This is a genomic window from Streptosporangium sp. NPDC049376 (genome assembly GCF_044466505.1).
Taxonomy (GTDB): Bacteria; Actinomycetota; Actinomycetes; order Streptosporangiales; family Streptosporangiaceae; genus Streptosporangium.
Genome location: NZ_JBITMT010000002.1, coordinates 281,601 through 299,632, shown reverse-complemented (window position 1 = coordinate 299,632; position 18,032 = coordinate 281,601). Strand labels below are relative to the sequence as shown.

The window sequence follows — 18,032 nt, the reverse complement described above, 5'->3', positions numbered from 1 at the left end:
CAAGCCCGCGGAACATCACACTCCTTGGTCGCACGGCCGCAGATGACCGTCGACCAGTCCGTCAAAGCCTAACCGGATCAAGGTTTCCCCCAGCGCCGCCGTCTCGCGCAATCTGTCCTCAAGGGCGAACAGCTCACGGAAGGCGGCGCCGTAACGGCGCTGCTCAACCAGGGGAAGCATCGGCACCCTGGCCCGCCGTACGTCGAGGCGGCTTGAGCTGGGATGGATTCGCGCCGCGTCCGCCGAACGGAGGAAACCGGCGAGGAAGTCCGCGTCGAGCCGCCCGGGATCGACCCGGTAGAGCGTGAGCTGCGGGCCGAGCGCGGCCCCGCCGTGCGTGACCACCCGCACCGCGCCCATGACGGTCGTCACGACGTCTCCGGGCGTGACCATGACCGGCGCCGGGTCAGGGGTCGTCCTGCCGGAGGGGGCGGTGCCCAGGGCGGCGTCCTCCGCGGTCAGCACCGGCAGCGGGCCCTTCTCGACGGACATCTTCGGCGGGGCCTGCAGGATCGTGATCAGGCCCGCCTTGACCAGCTCGCCCACCGTGGTCGTCGGCAGGTCCTGCCGTTCGGTGAGCGGTTCGAGGGCGAAGGGCGCGCCGGAGAGCCTCGCCGAGGTGCCCCTGAAGCGGTCGAGCGCCCCGGTGAAGTCACGCAGGAAGTCGGGGCCGCCCTGCTGGGGGCGGACGCGTGCCAGGCTGAGGTCCACCTCGTCGTCCAGCAGGTCGATGATCCGCACCGTACGGCTCTCGCCGGTCATCTCGGCCTCTGGGTCGTCGCAGTAGGCCCGCCAGGCGGGTTCGACGACCGACAGGTTCTCACTGGCGTCGACCACCAGAAGCTGGGAGGGGGGCCTCTCCCCGTCGGGACGGCGCAGCAGCCACAGGTCGGGGCCGCCCGCGCTCAGCGTGACCACCGCACGCAGCGCCCCGGCGCGCAGCAGGTTGCCCCTGATCCGCTTGCCGGGACGGCGGCTCGCCGCGGCGGCGGGCATCAGGATCGCCACCAGGCCGCCGGGCCGTACGCGGGCGAGGCAGTGCTGCACCCAGGCCAGCTCGGACTCCCCGCGCGGCGGCAGGCCGTACTCCCAGCGGGGGTCGCCGGTGAGCTCCTCGTAACCCCAGGCGCGCTCGTTGAACGGCGGGTCGCAGACCACGGCGTCGGCGGGCTCGTCCGACAGGCCGTCCTCGCGGAGCGAGTCACCCGCGACGATCCGCGCCCTCGTCCCCCGCAGCAGCAGCCTGACCGCGGTGAGCAGCGCGTTCGTCTCGTTGATCTCCTGGCCGAGGGCGTTCTCCGCGTGCAGCAGAAGGGTCCCGACCCCGCAGGCCGGGTCCAGCACCGTTCCGCCGTCCTGCACGGCCAGCCGGTGCATGAGCGCGGCGACGTCGTCCCTGGTGACCGAGAGCCTGCGGGAGTGGGCCTCGACGTAGCGCTCGCAGAGGAACTCGAAGGCGGGCAGCGGCCCGAGCTCGGCGGCCAGCTCGGCGACCAGGCGCAGCAGCGCGGGGTCGTCGACGCGTGCCGGGGTGCCGGGCAGGTCGGCGGTCACCTCGGCGATCCGGGACAGGGCGCGTCTGCCCTGCTCACGCCAGGCCCGAGGCTCACGGTGCAGGAACAGCAGGAAGGCCCCGGCGCCGCCGACCAGGTCGCCGAGGCGCAGGTCGTCGGCCGAGGTGCGCAGCCGTTGCCAGACCAGGTCACCGAGGGAGACCTCGAAGGTCTTGCCGTTACGGCGCAACCAAGCGGCGATCTCGGGCAGGGAGTAGAGCGGGCTGGAGGTGGTTCCGCCGACCGGCTGGGGGAAGTCGTCGTGGCGGCGGCGCCAGTTGCTGACCGCGGCACGGCCGACGGAGGCGAGCCGGGCGATGTCGCCCGCGTTCACCGTGATCTCCTGGCTCTCCTCCATACTGGGCCAGAGTAGTTCACTGTGCCGCAGCGGTCTACAACAGCTTTGCTTGTGAAGTGCTTCAACCAATGATTTACTGCCTTCATGGCACTGAACGAAGCACCGGCACTGCGCTATGCCGCCCGCTCGGATGTCGGCGTCCGCCGTGAGGCGAACGAGGACTCGGGCTACGCGAGCGCGCGCCTGCTGGCCATAGCGGACGGCATGGGCGGTCACGCCGGCGGGGAGGTCGCCAGCTCCCTGGCCGTCACGGCCCTGGCGGCACTGGACGACAGTCTCCCGCAGAGTGGCGTCGATCTGGTGACCACCATCAAGAACACCGCGCGGGACGTCAACCACGCGCTGAGGGAGAGGAGCGAGCAGGACCCCACCCTGCGGGGGATGGGAACCACATTCACCGCCATGCTCTGGGACGGCGCCTCCTTCGCGCTGGCCCACGTCGGCGACTCCCGCGCCTACATGCTGCGCGAGGGCGCCCTCTACCAGATCACCCACGACCACACCCTGGTCCAGTCGCTGGTCGACGACGGGCGGATCACTCCGGAGCAGGCGGCCGAGCACCCACGCCGCTCCATGGTGCTACGGGTCCTTGAGGGCACCGGAGACGGCGAGCTCGACCTGTCGTTGCGCGAGGCCAAGGTCGGCGACCGCTACCTGCTGTGCTCGGACGGCCTGACCGCCGTGGTCGGCCCGGAGACCCTGTTCAACACGCTGACCGACATCGGCGACCCCGACGAGGCGGCCAGATGGCTCATCGACCTGGCCAACCGGGGTGGCGGGCCCGACAACATCACCTGTGTCGTGGCCGACTTCGGCACCCACCCCGCCTCCGCGAACCGGTTCGTCGTCGGCGCCGCGGCGGAGCGAAGACTGTCCCTGTGACCGGTACGGCGGGCGGATCGGAGGCCGGCCCGCCGTACCGGACCCGGCACTACCAGGTCCTGCCGGTGATGCGCTCGTAGGCCTCGATGTAGCGGGCCCTGGTGATCTCGACGACCTCCTCGGGCACCTCGGGGGCGGGCCCCTTCTTGTCCCAGCCGCTGTTCGCCGCCCAGTCGCGGACGAACTGCTTGTCGTAGGAGAACTGCGGGCGTCCCGGCTCCCACTGGTCGGCGGGCCAGAACCGCGAGGAGTCCGAGGTGAGCACCTCGTCGCCGAGCACCAGCGTGCCCTCGGCGTCCCGGCCGAGCTCGATCTTCGTGTCCGCGATGATCACACCGCGCTCGCGTGCCAGCTCCGCGCCGCGCCGGTAGACCTCAAGGGTGATCCGGCGCAGCTCCTGCGCGGTCTCCGCGCCCTCCCGGGCCACCACCTCGTCGAAGGTGATGAACTCGTCGTGCTGCCCGAGCGGCGCCTTCGTGGTCGGCGTGAAGATCGGCTCGGGGAGCCTGGAGCCCTCGACCAGGCCGGGCGGCAGCTCGACCCCGGAGACCGCGCCGGTCGCCTGGTACTCCTTCAGGCCCGAGCCGGTGAGGTAACCCCTGGCGATGCACTCGACCTGCACCATCTCCAGCCGCCTGCACCGTACGGCCCGGCCCTCGAACTCGTCGGGCACCTCGGTGGCGGAGATGACGTGGTTGGGCACGACGTCGGCGAGCTGCTCGAACCACCACAGCGAGAGCTGGGTGAGGATCCTTCCCTTGTCGGGGATGGGCGTGGGCAGGATCACGTCGTAGACCGAGACCCGGTCGGAGGCGACCAGGATGATGTCGCCCCGGTCCTCGTAGACGTCGCGGACCTTCCCTGAGTGGAGAAGCTTCACTGTTCCCTAATCCCCTGAGATCGCTCGGCACGATGGCCGCGATGGCGGCACCGCCCGCTGGTTGACACGTGTCCGCCCGGCCCGGTGGGAGGCTGATCGGCACCAACAGCGTAGTCGCAGGGGTGAGAACCGGGGCGGCGGGCCTTGCGCGCCCCGGCCTCGGGGCCTCAGGCGGGCCGCGTGATCATGATGGCCAGCCCGACGAGGATCACGACGGGGATGAGCCACACGATCGCCTCGATGGCGAACTCCTTGTACACGACGGACATCCCTTCGAGGGTGACGATCGTTGCGGGAACGCTGAGCACCGACGATAGCGCCTGCCCCGCGCCGCGACCAGAACCCTCGGAAGGCCGTCAGAAGGGGTCTCAGGAGGGAATCGCCGAGCCGACGACGACCGGTTCCTCGGAGCCGGGTCCCTCGACGACCTCGGCCACCACACAGGTGATGTTGTCCGGGCCGCCCGCCTCGCAGGCCAGGTCGATGAGCTGCCGCGTCACCTCGGAGAGGTCGTCGACCTCGGCCAGCACGTGGCGCAGCCGTTCGGCCTCGACGACCCCGGACAGGCCGTCCGAGCACAGCAGGTAGCGGTCGCCGACCTCGGCGTCCCGCAGCGACAGGTCGGGGTCGGCGTTGTCGCCGCCGTCGAGGACCTGCAGCAGGATCGACCGGTGCGGGTGCCTGGCGGCCTCCTCCGGGGTGATCCGGCCGTCGTCGAGCAGCGTCTGCACCAGGGTGTGGTCGTAGGTGATCTGGTAGAGGTCGCCGTTGCGCAGAAGGTAGGCGCGGGAGTCGCCGATGTGGGCCAGGGCCACCCGGGGGCCGTCCCAGAGCATCATCGTCAGCGTCGTGCCCATCCCGGTGAGGGACGGGTCCTGCTCGACGAGCTCGCGCAGGCGCTGGTTGGCCCTGCGTATCCCGGCCTCGGCCGCGGCCGCCAGGTCGGCGGAACACTCGTGGTCCAGGTAGGCGACCGCGGCGATCGCCGCCGAACTGGCGACCTCCCCGCCCACGTGGCCGCCCATGCCGTCGGCGACGGCGAGCAGCCGGGCGCCGGCGTACCCGGCGTCCTCGTTGCCCTGGCGGACACGGCCGACGTCGGAACCGGCTGCGTAGCGGAGCGTGATCATCTGCACACCACTGGAAGGTCGAGTTGCACGAGCGGGTCGCTTTCGGGCGGTGGAATCGGCACGGTCGAACCGAGATGTTCCACAATCCACTTAACACCATGGTGGCGCAAGCGGCCTGTGGAAGTGTCGTCACATCCTTTGGGGGTCACCGTGGCGCGTAAGCTGTTTCGGCTCCCCGCACACATTGCCGGGAGCCCCACCACCCCGGACGGCGAGGAGCTGAGGAAATGACCGCGGTCACGCAGGAGGCGGGGCGGCGCCGTACGTTCGCGGTGATCAGCCACCCCGACGCGGGAAAGTCCACGATGACGGAGGCGCTCGCGCTGCACGCCTCGGCGATCAGTGAGGCCGGTGCCGTGCACGGCAAGGCCGGCAGGCGTGGCGTCACCTCCGACTGGATGGACATGGAGAAGGCCAGGGGCATCTCCATCACCTCGGCGGCCCTGCGGTTCGAGTACCGCGGCCACATGTTCAACCTGGTCGACACCCCGGGCCACGCCGACTTCTCCGAGGACACCTACCGGGTGCTGGCCGCCGTCGACTGCGCGGTCATGCTGCTCGACGCGGCCAAGGGCATGGAGCCGCAGACCCTGAAGCTGTTCGAGGTCTGCCGCCACCGGCGCATCCCGGTCATCACGTTCGTCAACAAGTGGGACCGTCCCGGCAGGGAGGCCCTTGAGCTGCTCGACGAGATCCAGGAGAAGACCGGCCTGCGGCCGACCCCGATCACCTGGCCGATCGGCACCGGTGGCTTCTTCCACGGGGTGATCGACCGCGTCGCCGAGCAGGCGGTCCGCTACACCCGGACCCCCGGTGGGGCGACCAAGGCCATCGAGACCCTGCTGACCCCCGAGCTGGCCACGGCCGAACTCGGCGAGGACTGGGAGCGGGCCAGGGACGAGGCCGACCTGCTGTCGGCGATCGGCTCCGACCACGACCAGAAGGCCTTCGAGGCCCACGAGTCGACCCCGGTGCTGTTCGGCGCCGCGCTGAACAACTTCGGCGTCGGCCGCCTGCTCGACGCCATGGTGGACATCGCCCCGGCCCCGGCGCCCCGCCCTGACGTCAAGGACGACCCCCGCCCGCTCGACAAGCCGTTCTCCGGCCTGGTCTTCAAGGTGCAGGCCAACATGGACCCCTCGCACCGCGACCGGATCGCCTTCGTCCGGGTCTGCTCGGGGCGCTTCGAGCGCGGCATGGTGCTGACCCACGCGGCGACGGGCCGTCCCTTCGCGACCAAGTACGCCCAGTCGGTCTTCGGCCAGGAGCGCGCCACCATCGACGAGGCCTTCCCCGGCGACGTGGTCGGCCTGGTGAACGCCACCGCCCTGCGCCCGGGGGACACGCTCTACGACGGCGTCCCCGTGGAGTTCCCCAAGATCCCCAGCTTCGCGCCCGAGCACTTCTGGACCGCCCGGTGCCGTGATTCGAGCAGGGCCAAGCAGTTCCGCAAGGGCATCGACCAGATGGAGGCCGAGGGCGTCGTCCAGGTCCTGCGCTCCGACATCAGAGGAGACCAGTCGCCGGTGCTCGCCGCCGTCGGCCCGATGCAGTTCGACGTGGTCAAGCACCGCCTGGCGGGGGAGTTCAACACCGAGATCGTCATGGACAGGCTCGACTACAGCCTGGCCAGGATCACCGACGCCGAGTCCGCGCCCATCCTGGCCCGTCAGCGGGGTGTCGAGGTCCTCACCCGGGCGATCGACGGAGAGCTGCTCGCGCTGTTCAGCGACGAGTGGCGCATGCGCGGCGTGCTGCGCGACCACCCGAACCTCGTGCTCAAGGCCCTGCTCGCCGACACCCGGGGCTGAGCCGCCCTACGAGCCGCCGAAACGGCCCCGGGTCTTTGATGGATCACATCGGGCGCGCCGGGGCCGCTGAAGGCTGCTGGAGGCGGGCGTAGGGGCCCTCTGTCGCGCCGCTTATCGGAGAATGGGCGACACCGTCCGCGCCTAGTGCGATATATCCCCACAAGACGGCCAAATGGGGCATCCTTATCGCCGGAGCGCCTGTCCACCGGGGGGGTAGGGCGGTGGCTCGCGTGCCGTGCGACGGCGGCCGTGTGACAGAGGGAAGCAGATGTTCGGAATCGTCCGTCCGTGCCGCCACGGGATGTGCAACGGGTTGTTCAAGGAGTGGATGGCGCACCTGTGCGGGCTCTGCCTGGCGCTGCGTGACGAGCACGGCCACCTCTCCCGGCTGGTCACCAACTACGACGGCCTGCTCGTCTCGGTGCTCACCGAGGCCCAGGCCGTCTCCTCCTCCCCGCACCGCAGGGCCGCGGCGTGCGCGCTGCGCGGCTTCAAGGGCGCCGACGTCGTCGAGGCCCAGCAGGGGGTACGGCTCGCGGCGGCGGTCTCGCTGATCCTGGCCGCGGGCAAGATCGGGGACCACGTCGCGGACGGGGACGGCGCCTACGCGCGCAGGCCGGTCGCGGCCGTCGCGGGCCGGGTCGCCACCCGCTGGTCCGCGGCGGGCTCGGGTACGGCCGTCGCGGTCGGCTTCGACCCCGAGGTCCTGGTCAGGGCGGTGGCGGAGCAGACCAGGCTGGAGGGCGTGCCGGGGCTGCGGCTGCTCGAACTGACCGCCCCGACCGAGGAGGCCGTCGCCGCCGCCTTCGGGCACACCGCCCTGCTCACCGGCAAGCCGCACAACCAGGAGGCGCTGCGGGAGGCGGGGCGCCACTTCGGCCGCCTGGCCCACCTGCTCGACGCGGTCGAGGACCTGACCGAGGACCGTGCCCGGGGCGCCTACAACCCGCTGATCGCCTCGGGGACCGGCCTGACCGAGGCCCGGCGCCACTGTGACGACGCGCTGCTCGGGCTGCGCCTCGCGGTCGCCGAACTCGACCTGGAACGGCGGACCCTGGTCAGGGCGCTGCTGGTCAGGGAGACCGCCCGCTCCGTCGAACGGACCTTCGCCCTGGCCGGGCAGCGGGGGAGACCGGGTCACAAGGACCCCAAGACCCCGCACCACGACCGGCCCCGCGACCCGCGGCTCAAGCCCGACCCCGGCGGCCTGCTGTCGATGATGTGCGCGGCGATGGCCTGCTGCACCTGTGGCCTGTACCGGCCCCCGTGGGATGAGGACCGGTACAAGTCATGCGGTGAGCGGTGCGACGCCAGCGGCTGCGACTGCTGCGGGAACTGCGGCGACTGCGGAAGCTGCTGTGACTGCTGTGGCGGCGACGGGTGCTGCGGCGACGGCTGCGGTTGCGACTGCGGCTGCTGACGGAGCGCTCAGGACTCCCCGGTCAGCCTGGCCGACCCCAGCGACGCGTTGGCGATGACCCTGGCCGCGGTCTGCGTCGAGGAACTCGTGGTCAGCTCGGTCAGGCTCGCCCTGTTGAGCGCGTAGACCACGAACTCGTAGGTGTTGACGGTCCTGGGCGAGCAGGGGCCCTGGTAGCCGTACAGGCTGGCGCTGCCGCGGTAGTAGACCTGCCTGGCCCCCGAGGGGACCGTGGGCCGGTAGGCGTGATCGACGTTCTGCGGGAGCGAGGTCACGCTCACCGGGATGTCGTAGATGACCCAGTGGATGAGGTTGTTGTTGTCGAGGTCGCGCATGACGAGCGCGTAGCTGCGCGCGGCGGTGGGCGCGCCCGCCCACGTCAGCGGCGGGGACTCGTTGTGCTGGCGCGGGTCGTTGCCGCCGCTGGTGCACTCGTGGACCTTCGGGATCGTCCCGCCCTCGGTGAAGGCGGCGCTGGTCAGGGCGAACGCGGCGTGGCCGGCCGTGTTCGCGCTCGACGGGGCGGCCGTGGCGACCGAGGAGGTGACGGTCAGTGCGGCGAGCAGGGCGTACGAGGCGGCTCGTTTGATGGTCACGGGGGGCTCCTGGAAGGTTGGGTCGTGGTGCTCCCGCCGGTGTCCTCTCGGATTCTCCGAGGTTTACCGATATTACTGACACAGCTTACAAATCACTGTTTTTCCCCGCCATCACCGTGTTGTCGCCTTTTTCCGCCTGGCGTCGTCTATGTCGTGAAAAGGCTGGTGAGGGTGGTGGACGATGAGCCCGCGGCCGGTTTTCCGGCGTCCCCCGCATCCCCGGGGCGGCCCGTGCACAGCCCCTCTCCCCGTACGGCCCCGCCCGGCCGCTAGGGCCTATTTTGTGGATCTTCGCCGTGGCGAGGATCGTCCAGGTGGATGCCCCGCAAGGCGGAGGAGGAGCTCATAACGGAGTTATGGGCGACGACGACAACGCGGCGGGGGGCCGCCTGGACGACCGCAGTAGGCGTAAAGATCCACAAAACAGGCCCTAGACCCGGCGCCAGTCGTGGCGTTCCAGGAAGGAACGGCCCCCCTCGGCGTACTCGACGAAGGCCTCCCGCACCGCGCCGATCTCCGGGACGTGCGTGCGGACCATCACGTCCCGCGCGCTGTCCTTGTACTCCAGCTCGTATCCGGTGATCTCCGGAGACGACTGGACGAAGTGCTCACCGAAGACGACCAGCGCCGTGAACGGGTTCTGCGGCGACATCGTGGCGACCGCGTCCCCGACGAGCCGCAGGTCGGGATCGACGACGATCATGCCGTCCCCGGTGCGCAGCTGCATGCCGGGATAGGCGCCCAGCGGGGCCAGGTTGTGCACCAGCCCGCGTTGCGGGTCGTAACAGACCAGCCCGCACTCACGGGCCAGGGCGAAGGCCTCGCCCGCGATCTCGTCGGAGCGTTCGAAGTCCACGGTGAGCAGGGCGTAAGCCGGGGAGTCGCCGAAGGACACGGCCTCGGGGAACGCGGCGGTGAACTCGGTCACCCCGGGATGAGGCCGTACGGCCCGGGTGTCGCCCTCGCGCAGCGCCCGCAGGACCTCGGCCGCGCGCTCGGCGGTGATCGGCTCGGGTTCGTGCCAGACGGCCAGTTCGAAACTCATGACCCCATCGTCTCGCGGACGACGGGGAGGGCGCTCAGGAGGCGGCCGTGGCTCCGGAGTCCTCCAGCACCGCCGTGCAGAACGCGCAGCGCCTGGCCGCGACGGGAATGTCGCTGAGGCACTCGGGGCACTTCTTCTCCGTCGACTCCTTGTTCCTGTCGAAGTAGGCGACGACCCTGCTCATCGGCAGCACGACCAGCCAGTAGACGACCGAGGCGATGATCAGGAAGCTCAGCAGCTGGTTGACGAAGTCGCCGTACATGAACTTGGCGCCGTTGACCGTGAAGACGTAGTCGGAGAAGTCCGGCTCGTTGCCGCCGGTGACCGCCGCGATCAGCGGGGTGATGAGGTCCTTGACCAGGGCCTGGACCAGGCCGCTGAACGTCGCGCCGATGACCACGGCCACGGCGAGCTCGACGAGGTTGCCCCTCATCAGGAACTTCTTGAATCCGGTCATTCCGTGCGTCCTCCACTCGTGTGGACGCCGAGCCTACCGCGAAGCCCGCCCCGGAGAGTAACTGAGCGATGACGTTCGCACGACCACGACTTTACGGTCCGGGTCCGAGGTGGGTTACCATCTGCCGAATTCGTGAGCGAGGTGCCTGATGGACTTTCGTGTGCTGGGACCGGTCAGCGTGATCACCGGTGACGGGACGCCGCTGGACATCGGTCCCCACCAGCAGCGTGCGGTCCTGGCGCTGTGCATGCTGGCCGCGCCCAGGCCCGTCGGGGCGGCCACGATGATGGAGGAGCTCTGGGAGGGCGAGCCGCCGCCCAGGGCGCTCAACACCCTCCAGGCCTACGTCTCCAAGCTCCGCCGGGCCCTCGAACCCGGCAGGAGCCGTGCCACGCGGCCCACGGTCCTGGTCAGCAAGCCGGGCGGCTACGCCCTCGACATCCCGGCACGGGACCTCGACCTGACCAGGGTGCGGGGGTACGCGGCCGAGGGCAGGCGCCTGGCCGCCGTGGGCGAGCACGAGGCCGCGGCGGGACGGCTGCGGCTGGCGCTGGCCGAGTGGCGCGGGGAGCCGCTGGCCGACTTCGCCGAGGCCTCGTGGGCCACGCGGGAGGCCGCCCACCTGGGTGAACAGCGGCTGACCCTGCAGGAGGACCTCGCCGAGTGCGAACTCGCGCTCGGCCTGGGGGCGGAGCTGACGGGCACCCTGACGCGGCTGGTCGCCGCCAACCCGTTCAGGGAACGCCTGCACGTGCTCGGCGCGCACGCCCTCTACCAGGCGGGACGGCAGGCCGACGCGCTCGCCGTGCTGGCCAGGGGACGCGACACACTGGCCGACGAGCTGGGCCTCGACCCCGACCCCCGCTCAAGGGAGATGGAACGGCGCATCCTCGCCCAGGACCCGTCCCTGACCCCCCGCGTCCAGGCCACACCGGCTCCGCCCCGGCCCGCGGAGGACCCTCGGGAGACCCGGCTCATCGGCAGGGACGCCGAGGCGGAGGTGCTCGACGCCGCGGTCACGGGCGGGCCGTACCGGGTGGTGCTGCTGGCCGGGGAGCCGGGCATCGGCAAGACGAGCCTGGCCGAACAGGCGGCGCGGACCGCGCGGGCCGAGGGGAACCGGGTGGTGTGGGGCCGTTGCTGGGACGGCACGGGAGCGCCGCCCTTCTGGCCCTGGACGCAGGCCGCGCAGGAGCTGACCGGCGGGCAGGGCGGCAAGGCCGGGCCCTCGGGAGGCGACCGCTTCGAGCTCTACGAGGCCTTCGCCGAGCTGTTCAACGAGCACGGCAGGGTCCTGGTCGTCCTCGACGACCTCCAGTGGGCCGACGCCTCCTCGCTGCGGCTGCTCGAATTCCTCGCCTCGACCCGGCTGTGCCCCAAGCTGACCGTGGTCGCCACCTACCGCGACACCGAGGTACGGCCCGGCGGCGCGCTCGAACACGCCCTGGCCGCCCTGGCGCGGCTGCCGTACGTGCGCAGGCTCCCGCTGCGGGGGCTCGGCGAGGCGGAGATCGGCGAGTACCTCGGGCGGGCCGGCGCCGACCCCGGACTGGCCGGGGAGATGGGCAGGCTGACCGCGGGCAACCCGTTCTTCCTGGGGGAGGTCCTGCGGCTCGGGGAGACCCCGGCGGCGCTCTCCGACGTCGTGCGCGGCCGGATGACGGGCCTGCCTCCGGAGACGGAGGAGGTGCTGACCACCGCGGCGCTGCTCGGCGATCAGGTGGTCGCCGACGTCCTGACCCAGGTGACCGGGCTGTCCGTCGAGCGGGTGCTCGACATCGTGGACGCCGCCGTCGGCGCGGGGCTGCTGACCGAGGGGCGGGGACCCGCCTGCCGCTTCGTCCACGACATCGTCCGCGACGTGCTGCGCGAGGCGCTGCCCCCGCTGCGCCGCAGGCGCCTGCACGCCCGGATCGCCGAGGTGCTGGAGGCCCGTGGCGGGGCGCGCCTGACCGAGATCGCCCACCACTACCGGCAGAGTCTGCTCACCGCCGCCACGACCGGCAAGGCGATCGGCTACACCCGGCGCGCCGCAGCGCAGGCCACGGCGCAGTTCGCCCACGAGGACGCGGTGGAGAACCTGGAGCAGGCGATCGTGCTGGTCGGCGCCCTGCCCAGATCCGACGACGCGCTCCGCTGCGACCTGCTGCTCGACCTGGCCGAGGCGCAGGGCGCCGCCGGGATGAGCGTGGCGGCCCACGCCTCCCTTGAGGCGGCGGCGGAGATCGCCGAGGGGCTCGGCGACGACAGCAGGCTGGCCAGGGCGGTGCTGGGGTTCACCGACCCGATCTCCCTGGCCATGTACGAGGAGACGACCGGCATCGACCGGCTCGCCGAGCGGATCGAGCGGGTCCTGGCCTCCGGGCTGGCCGCCGACTCGCCCTGGCGGGCCCAGCTCCTGGCCGCCGCCGCGCTGACCGGCGCGACGACCAGGCCCGTCGAGGAGAGCACGCGGACCGCGCTGCAGGCCGTACGGCTGGCCCGCAGGCTCGGTGACGACAGGACGCTGGCCAAGACGTTGATCGTCCAGGAGCTGCTGTCCCGGACCGAACACGACCACGACCGCAGGCAGGCGGTCATCGACGAGATCACCGAGATCGGCCACCGCATCGGCGACCTGGCCGTCGAGTGGGTCGGCAGGGAGACCGCCTACGTCGAGCTGCTCACCCAGGGCAGGACCGAACGGGCCCCCGAACTGCTGGCCTGGCTCACCGAGACGGCCGAACGCCTCAGGCTCCCCTCGATGGTGAGCCTGGCCGCCTGGCAGCGGGCCGTGCACGCCTGGCTGTGCGGGCACGCGGAGGCGGCCCTCACCGCGGCCGAGGAGTCCGCCGCCGCCTACCCGGAGGGGGCGCTGGGCAGGGACGACGCCGGGCTGCGGCGCGGGGTGTTCCGCTTCCTGATGCTGCGGGCGGCCGGGGACGCGGCCGGGGCGCTCGCCGTCGCCGACGAGATGCTCGTCCTGCGCCCGGGGCAGCGGCCCTGGCTCGCCCTGCGCTGCCTGGCCCTGATCGACCTGGGTGAGACCGAACGGGCACGCGCCGTCTTCACGGTCCTCGCCGCGGACGGCTTCGCGGCCGCCGGACCCGACCTGGCCTACCGGTTCGTCCCCGACGCCCTCAGCGAGGCCTGCGCGGCGCTGGGCGAGCGGGCGGCAGGACGTGTCCTGTACGGCCTGCTCGCCCCCAACGCGGGCAGGCTGCTCGGCTGGTCGGTGACGGACCTGTGCCTGGGGCGGCTGGCCCTGCTCGACGGCGACGTCCGGGGCGCCCACGACCACCTGGGGGCGGCGCGTGACCTGGTCACTCGCGCCCGGCTGACCCGCTACGAGCCCGCGCTGCGCGAGCTGGAGGCCAGGCTGGCCGAGCCGGTGGGGGAGGCGAGGACGGGCCGGTAGGCGGGCGGGCCCGGCGACGGGCCGCGAATCGCCGGGCGCGGTCCTGTCCTCCCGCCTGAGGGCCAGGAATACTCCCATGTCATGCCGGTTTCGCCGCGCCGAGGCTCACGCCGGGGCACCGCCACGCATGACAGGGGAAACATGGGGCATGTCTTCCCACCGCTGAAGGGCGGTGTGATGATCGAGATCTGGCCCGGTGACCCCTATCCCCTCGGGGCCACCTACGACGGCGCGGGGACAAACTTCGCGCTCTTCACCGAGGTCGCCGAGCGGGTCGAACTGTGCCTGTTCGACGAGGAGGACAACGAGACGCGGGTCCCCTTCACCGAGTGCGAGGGCTACGTCTGGCACGGCTACCTGCCGGGCGTCGGCCCGGGCCAGCGGTACGGCTACCGCGTGCACGGCCCCTACGACCCCGCCAGGGGCGTGCGCTGTAACCCCGCCAAGCTGTTGCTCGACCCCTACGCCAAGGCCATCGAGGGGGAGATGCGCTGGGACGAGGCCGTGTACGGCTACCGCTTCGGGGACCCCGACCTGCGCAACGACGCGGACTCGGCCCCGTTCGTCCCCCGGTCCATCGTGATCAACCCGTTCTTCGGGTGGGGACACGACCGGCCGCCCGCGACGCCGTACCACGACACGGTCATCTACGAGGCGCACGTCAAGGGCCTGACCGTGAACCACCCGAAGATCCCCGAGCGGATCCGGGGCACCTACGCGGCCATCGGCCACCCGGAGATCATCGACCATCTGACCTCCCTCGGCGTCACGGCGATCGAGCTGATGCCGGTCCACCAGTTCGTCACCGACCACGTCCTGGCCGAGCGTGGCCTGACGAACTACTGGGGTTACAACAGCATCGGGTTCTTCGCCCCGCACAACGCCTATTCGAGCACCGGGCAGCGCGGCGGGCAGGTGCTGGAGTTCAAGGCCATGGTCAAGGCGCTGCACGAGGCGAACATCGAGGTCATCCTCGACGTGGTCTACAACCACACCGCCGAGGGCAACCACCTGGGGCCGACGCTGAGCATGCGGGGGATCGACAACCCCGGCTACTACCGGCTGGTGGACGACGACAGGCGCTACTACATGGACACGACGGGGACCGGCAACAGCCTGTTCATGCGCTCCCCGCACGTCCTCCAGATGATCATGGACTCGCTGCGGTACTGGGTCATCGAGATGCACGTGGACGGCTTCAGGTTCGACCTGGCGGCCACCCTGGCCAGGGAACTGCACGAGGTCGACCGGCTGAGCGCCTTCTTCGACCTCGTCCAGCAGGACCCGGTGCTCTCGCAGGTCAAGCTGATCGCCGAACCCTGGGACGTCGGCCCGGGCGGCTACCAGGTGGGCAACTTCCCCGCCAGGTGGACCGAGTGGAACGGCATGTACCGCGACACGATCCGCGACCTGTGGCGCGGCGAGCCCGCCTCCCTGCCGGAGTTCGCCTCCCGGCTGACCGGCTCCAGCGACCTCTACCAGGACGACAGCCGCAGGCCCGCCGCCTCGATCAACTTCGTCACCTGCCACGACGGCTTCACCATGCAGGACCTCGTCTCCTACGACCGCAAGCACAACGAGGCCAACGGCGAGGACAACCGGGACGGCACCGACGACAACCGTTCGTGGAACTGCGGCACGGAGGGGCCCGCCTCGCTGGCGATCGAGTCGCTGCGCGAGCAGCAGAAACGCAACTTCCTGACGACGCTGTTCCTGTCCCAGGGCGTGCCGATGATCTCCCACGGCGACGAGCTCGGCCGTACCCAGCTGGGCAACAACAACGTCTACTGCCAGGACAACGAGCTGAGCTGGGTCGACTGGTCCGACGTCAGGGAGAACTGGCTGCTGCTGGAGTTCACCCGGCGCCTGGCCAGGCTCCGCGCCGGGCACCCCGTCTTCCGCAGGCGCCGCTTCTTCTACGGCCGCCCGGTACGGGGCTCCGGCGACAACCTCAGCGACATCGCCTGGTTCACCCCGAGAGGGGAGCGGATGACCGACGCCGACTGGAACGTGGGCTATGCCAAGTCGCTGGCGGTCTTCCTGAACGGCGACGCGATCACCGAGCCGGACCGCAGGGGACGGCGGATCGTCGACGACTCGTTCCTGCTGCTGTTCAACGCCCACCACGACGTCATCGGGTTCACGATCCCCAAGGACCACGGCGACATGTGGGTGACGGAGATCGACACGGCGATGCCCATCATCGTCGACACCAGGGTCTGCAGAGCGGGTGAGGAGGTGCCGGTGACCGGCAGGTCGGTACGGGTGTTGCGGCGTGTCTGACGGGCGAAGGGAGAACGCGGGGCGGGACTTCGGACCGCCGCTGTCCACCTACCGGCTCCAGCTCACCCCCGACTTCGGCTTCGCCGAGGTCGCCGAGCTGGCCCCCTACCTGCGCGACCTGGGGGTGAGCCACGTCTACCTCTCCCCGATCCTGCAGGCGACCTCGCGCTCCCGCCACGGCTACGACGTGACCGACCACTCCCGGATCAGGGAGGAGTTCGGCGGCCTTGAGGGGCTGCGGGCGCTGTCGGAGCGGCTGACCGCGCACGGCCTGGGCGTCGTGGTCGACATCGTGCCCAACCACATGACGGTCCCGGTCCCCGAGTCGGGCAACCGGCAGCTGTGGTCGGTGCTCAGGGACGGCCCGGCCTCGCCGTACGCGCGGTGGTTCGACATCGACTGGGCGGGCGGCGGTGGCCGGGTGGACATGCCGGTCCTCGGCGACGAGGTCGAGCCGCACGCCGACGGCCCCGTGCTGCGCTACCACGACCACGAGTTCCCGCTGCCCGACACCCACTACCGGCTGGTCGACTGGCGTCGCGGCCCCGGCTACCGGCGCTTCTTCGACGTCTCCTCGCTGATCGGGCTGCGGGTCGAGGACGAGAAGGTCTTCGACGCCACCCACGAGGTGATCGTCGGGCTGGTCCGCGACGGGATCGTCCACGGGCTGCGGGTCGACCACCCGGACGGCCTGGCCGACCCGCGCGGCTACCTCGCCAGGCTCCGCGAGGCCTGCGGGGTGTGGACGGTCGCCGAGAAGATCCTGGTGGGGGAGGAACGGCTGCCCGCCGACTGGGACTGCGACGGCACGACCGGTTACGAGGTGCTCAACCGGATCACCGGCCTGTTCGTCGACCCGGCAGGGCAGGAGCCGCTGACCGACCTGTTCGTCGAGCGCACCGGCATGCCCCGCGAGTACGCCGCCGTGGTCGGCCGTGCGAAACGGGAGGTCATCGACCTGTTCCTCGGCGCCGAACTCGACCGGCTGCACGCGGTCATCGGCTCCGACCGTACGGCGCTGGCCGAACTGCTCGTCGCGATGCCGGTCTACCGGGCCTACGCCGTGCCGGGTGAGCCGGTCCCCGAGCGGTCGGTGGCGATCGTCGAGGCGGCGGGGCGGGCCGCCGCCGCCAGGCTGCCCGAGGGCGCCCCGGTCGCCGAGGTCGTGGACAGGGTCCTGTACGGCCCCGCCGACGCCGTGGTCCGCTTCCAGCAGACCTGTGGCCCCGTGATGGCCAAGGGCGTCGAGGACACCGCGCTCTACCGGTGGTACCCGCTGGCCTGCCTGAACGAGGTCGGCGGCGAGCCCGACCGGTTCGGCGGAGACGTCGGGGACTTCCACGCCTTCTGCGGGGAGATGTCCCCGGGGACCATGACGACGTTGTCCACCCACGACACCAAACGCTCCGAGGACGTGCGGGCGCGGCTGGCCGTACTCTCCGAGATGCCGCAGGAGTGGGCGCGGGCGGTGGGGGAGTGGTCGGCGAAGGTCTCCTTCGACCCGGCGCTCGACTATCTCGCCTGGCAGAACCTGATGGCCGCCTGGCCGATCGAGCCGGGCAGGTTCTTCGACTACCTGCTCAAGGCGGCCAGAGAGGCCAAGACGGCGATCTCGTGGGCGGCCCCGGACCCCGCCTACGAGCGGGGCGTCCGTGACTTCGTCATGCGGGCCGTCGACGAGTGCGGCCCCTCGGTCGCCGAGTTCACCGCCATGATCGAGCCGTACGCCAGGTCCAACTCCCTCGGCCAGAAGCTCGTGCAGCTCATGCTGCCCGGCGTGCCCGACCTCTACTGGGGCAACGAGATCACCGACTTCTCGCTGGTCGATCCGGACAACCGCCGCCCGGTCGACTTCGCCCGCCGTCGCGCGCTGCTGGCCGTGACCGGGAGCGGGCCCAGGAGCGGCTCATGGGACGAGGACAAGCTGCTGGTCACCACCCAGGCGCTGCGGCTGCGCAAACGCCTCGACCCGGCGCTGCCGTACCTGCCGGTCGAGACGGGGGAGCACGCCGTCGCCTTCGCCCGGGGGGACAGGGCGGTGGCGGTCGCGACCCGGCTGCCGGTCGGCCTGGCCGCGCGCGGCGGCTGGGGCGGTGAGACGATCACCCTGCCGCACGGCAGATGGCTCGACCTGCTGTCCGGCGCCCGCCACACCGGGCGTGTCCCGCTGGCCCACCTGCTTTCCGTCTTCCCGGTCGCGCTTCTTGAGAGGGAGTAGCC

Annotated in this window: 12 protein-coding genes; 6 read left to right on the top strand and 6 right to left on the bottom strand. The window is 71.4% G+C overall.

Annotated features, from left to right (window positions below; genetic code table 11):
• Positions 1 to 15: 15 nt before the first annotated feature.
• A complete protein-coding gene (locus ACIBVQ_RS06805; protein WP_399176094.1) occupies positions 16 to 1,911 on the bottom strand; it encodes an N-6 DNA methylase in 1,896 nt (631 codons plus the stop codon).
• An 84-nt stretch (positions 1,912 to 1,995) separates the two neighbouring features.
• On the opposite strand from ACIBVQ_RS06805, the gene ACIBVQ_RS06800 reads away from it, so the two are divergent.
• The gene (locus ACIBVQ_RS06800) at positions 1,996 to 2,793 is read left to right on the top strand and encodes a PP2C family protein-serine/threonine phosphatase (protein ID WP_399176092.1); all 798 of its coding nucleotides are present in this window, start codon (positions 1,996 to 1,998) and stop codon (positions 2,791 to 2,793) included.
• A gap of 49 nt (positions 2,794 to 2,842) precedes the next feature.
• Here ACIBVQ_RS06800 and ACIBVQ_RS06795 read toward each other — a convergent pair whose 3' ends face one another.
• Positions 2,843 to 3,673 (bottom strand): phosphoribosylaminoimidazolesuccinocarboxamide synthase, encoded by an 831-nt coding sequence (locus ACIBVQ_RS06795; RefSeq protein WP_352009730.1) that lies wholly within the window; start codon positions 3,671 to 3,673, stop codon positions 2,843 to 2,845.
• A 368-nt stretch (positions 3,674 to 4,041) separates the two neighbouring features.
• Complete coding sequence (locus ACIBVQ_RS06790; protein ID WP_352009729.1) at positions 4,042 to 4,803, bottom strand: protein phosphatase 2C domain-containing protein; 762 nt, start codon at positions 4,801 to 4,803, stop codon at positions 4,042 to 4,044.
• 227 nt (positions 4,804 to 5,030) lie between these two features.
• On the opposite strand from ACIBVQ_RS06790, the gene ACIBVQ_RS06785 reads away from it, so the two are divergent.
• Entirely contained in the window at positions 5,031 to 6,614 is a 1,584-nt protein-coding gene (locus ACIBVQ_RS06785) for a peptide chain release factor 3 (RefSeq protein WP_352009728.1), read from the top strand.
• A 268-nt stretch (positions 6,615 to 6,882) separates the two neighbouring features.
• Positions 6,883 to 8,034 (top strand): DUF5685 family protein, encoded by a 1,152-nt coding sequence (locus tag ACIBVQ_RS06780; protein WP_386193129.1) that lies wholly within the window; start codon positions 6,883 to 6,885, stop codon positions 8,032 to 8,034.
• Positions 8,035 to 8,042: 8 nt separating this feature from the next.
• Here the strand turns inward: ACIBVQ_RS06780 and ACIBVQ_RS06775 are convergent, their stop codons facing one another.
• The 3 genes from ACIBVQ_RS06775 to mscL all read right to left on the bottom strand — a co-directional run bounded on the left by ACIBVQ_RS06775 (position 8,043) and on the right by mscL (position 10,132).
• Entirely contained in the window at positions 8,043 to 8,630 is a 588-nt protein-coding gene (locus ACIBVQ_RS06775) for a YbhB/YbcL family Raf kinase inhibitor-like protein (RefSeq protein ID WP_386193126.1), read from the bottom strand.
• A gap of 430 nt (positions 8,631 to 9,060) precedes the next feature.
• Positions 9,061 to 9,675 carry a hypothetical protein gene (locus tag ACIBVQ_RS06770; RefSeq protein WP_399176088.1) on the bottom strand — a complete coding sequence of 205 codons (615 nt, stop codon included), beginning with the start codon at positions 9,673 to 9,675 and terminating at the stop codon, positions 9,061 to 9,063.
• A 34-nt stretch (positions 9,676 to 9,709) separates the two neighbouring features.
• Positions 9,710 to 10,132: a large conductance mechanosensitive channel protein MscL gene (gene mscL / locus ACIBVQ_RS06765; protein WP_352009724.1), complete on the bottom strand. Its 423-nt coding sequence runs from the start codon at positions 10,130 to 10,132 to the stop codon at positions 9,710 to 9,712.
• Between the two features lie 148 nt (positions 10,133 to 10,280).
• Here mscL and ACIBVQ_RS06760 point away from each other — a divergent pair, with 148 nt between their 5' ends.
• From ACIBVQ_RS06760 to treY, 3 genes are all read left to right on the top strand, one after another.
• Positions 10,281 to 13,529, top strand: coding sequence for a BTAD domain-containing putative transcriptional regulator (locus ACIBVQ_RS06760; RefSeq protein WP_399176086.1), 3,249 nt, complete (start codon positions 10,281 to 10,283; stop codon positions 13,527 to 13,529).
• Between the two features lie 177 nt (positions 13,530 to 13,706).
• Positions 13,707 to 15,812, top strand: a complete 2,106-nt coding sequence (gene glgX, locus ACIBVQ_RS06755) for a glycogen debranching protein GlgX (RefSeq protein ID WP_399176084.1) — start codon at positions 13,707 to 13,709, stop codon at positions 15,810 to 15,812.
• Positions 15,805 to 18,030 (top strand): malto-oligosyltrehalose synthase, encoded by a 2,226-nt coding sequence (gene treY, locus ACIBVQ_RS06750; protein WP_399176082.1) that lies wholly within the window; start codon positions 15,805 to 15,807, stop codon positions 18,028 to 18,030. The genes glgX and treY overlap by 8 nt, the downstream gene beginning before the upstream one ends.
• Positions 18,031 to 18,032 lie beyond the last annotated feature (2 nt).

Coding starts and splice junctions, on each gene's coding strand:
- ACIBVQ_RS06805 (WP_399176094.1), bottom strand. CDS start 1,911: ATGGAGGAGAGCCAGGAGATCACGGTGAACGCGGGCGACATCGCCCGG.
- ACIBVQ_RS06800 (WP_399176092.1), top strand. CDS start 1,996: ATGGCACTGAACGAAGCACCGGCACTGCGCTATGCCGCCCGCTCGGAT.
- ACIBVQ_RS06790 (WP_352009729.1), bottom strand. CDS start 4,803: ATGATCACGCTCCGCTACGCAGCCGGTTCCGACGTCGGCCGTGTCCGC.
- ACIBVQ_RS06785 (WP_352009728.1), top strand. CDS start 5,031: ATGACCGCGGTCACGCAGGAGGCGGGGCGGCGCCGTACGTTCGCGGTG.
- ACIBVQ_RS06780 (WP_386193129.1), top strand. CDS start 6,883: ATGTTCGGAATCGTCCGTCCGTGCCGCCACGGGATGTGCAACGGGTTG.
- ACIBVQ_RS06770 (WP_399176088.1), bottom strand. CDS start 9,675: ATGAGTTTCGAACTGGCCGTCTGGCACGAACCCGAGCCGATCACCGCC.
- mscL (WP_352009724.1), bottom strand. CDS start 10,132: ATGACCGGATTCAAGAAGTTCCTGATGAGGGGCAACCTCGTCGAGCTC.
- ACIBVQ_RS06760 (WP_399176086.1), top strand. CDS start 10,281: ATGGACTTTCGTGTGCTGGGACCGGTCAGCGTGATCACCGGTGACGGG.
- glgX (WP_399176084.1), top strand. CDS start 13,707: ATGATCGAGATCTGGCCCGGTGACCCCTATCCCCTCGGGGCCACCTAC.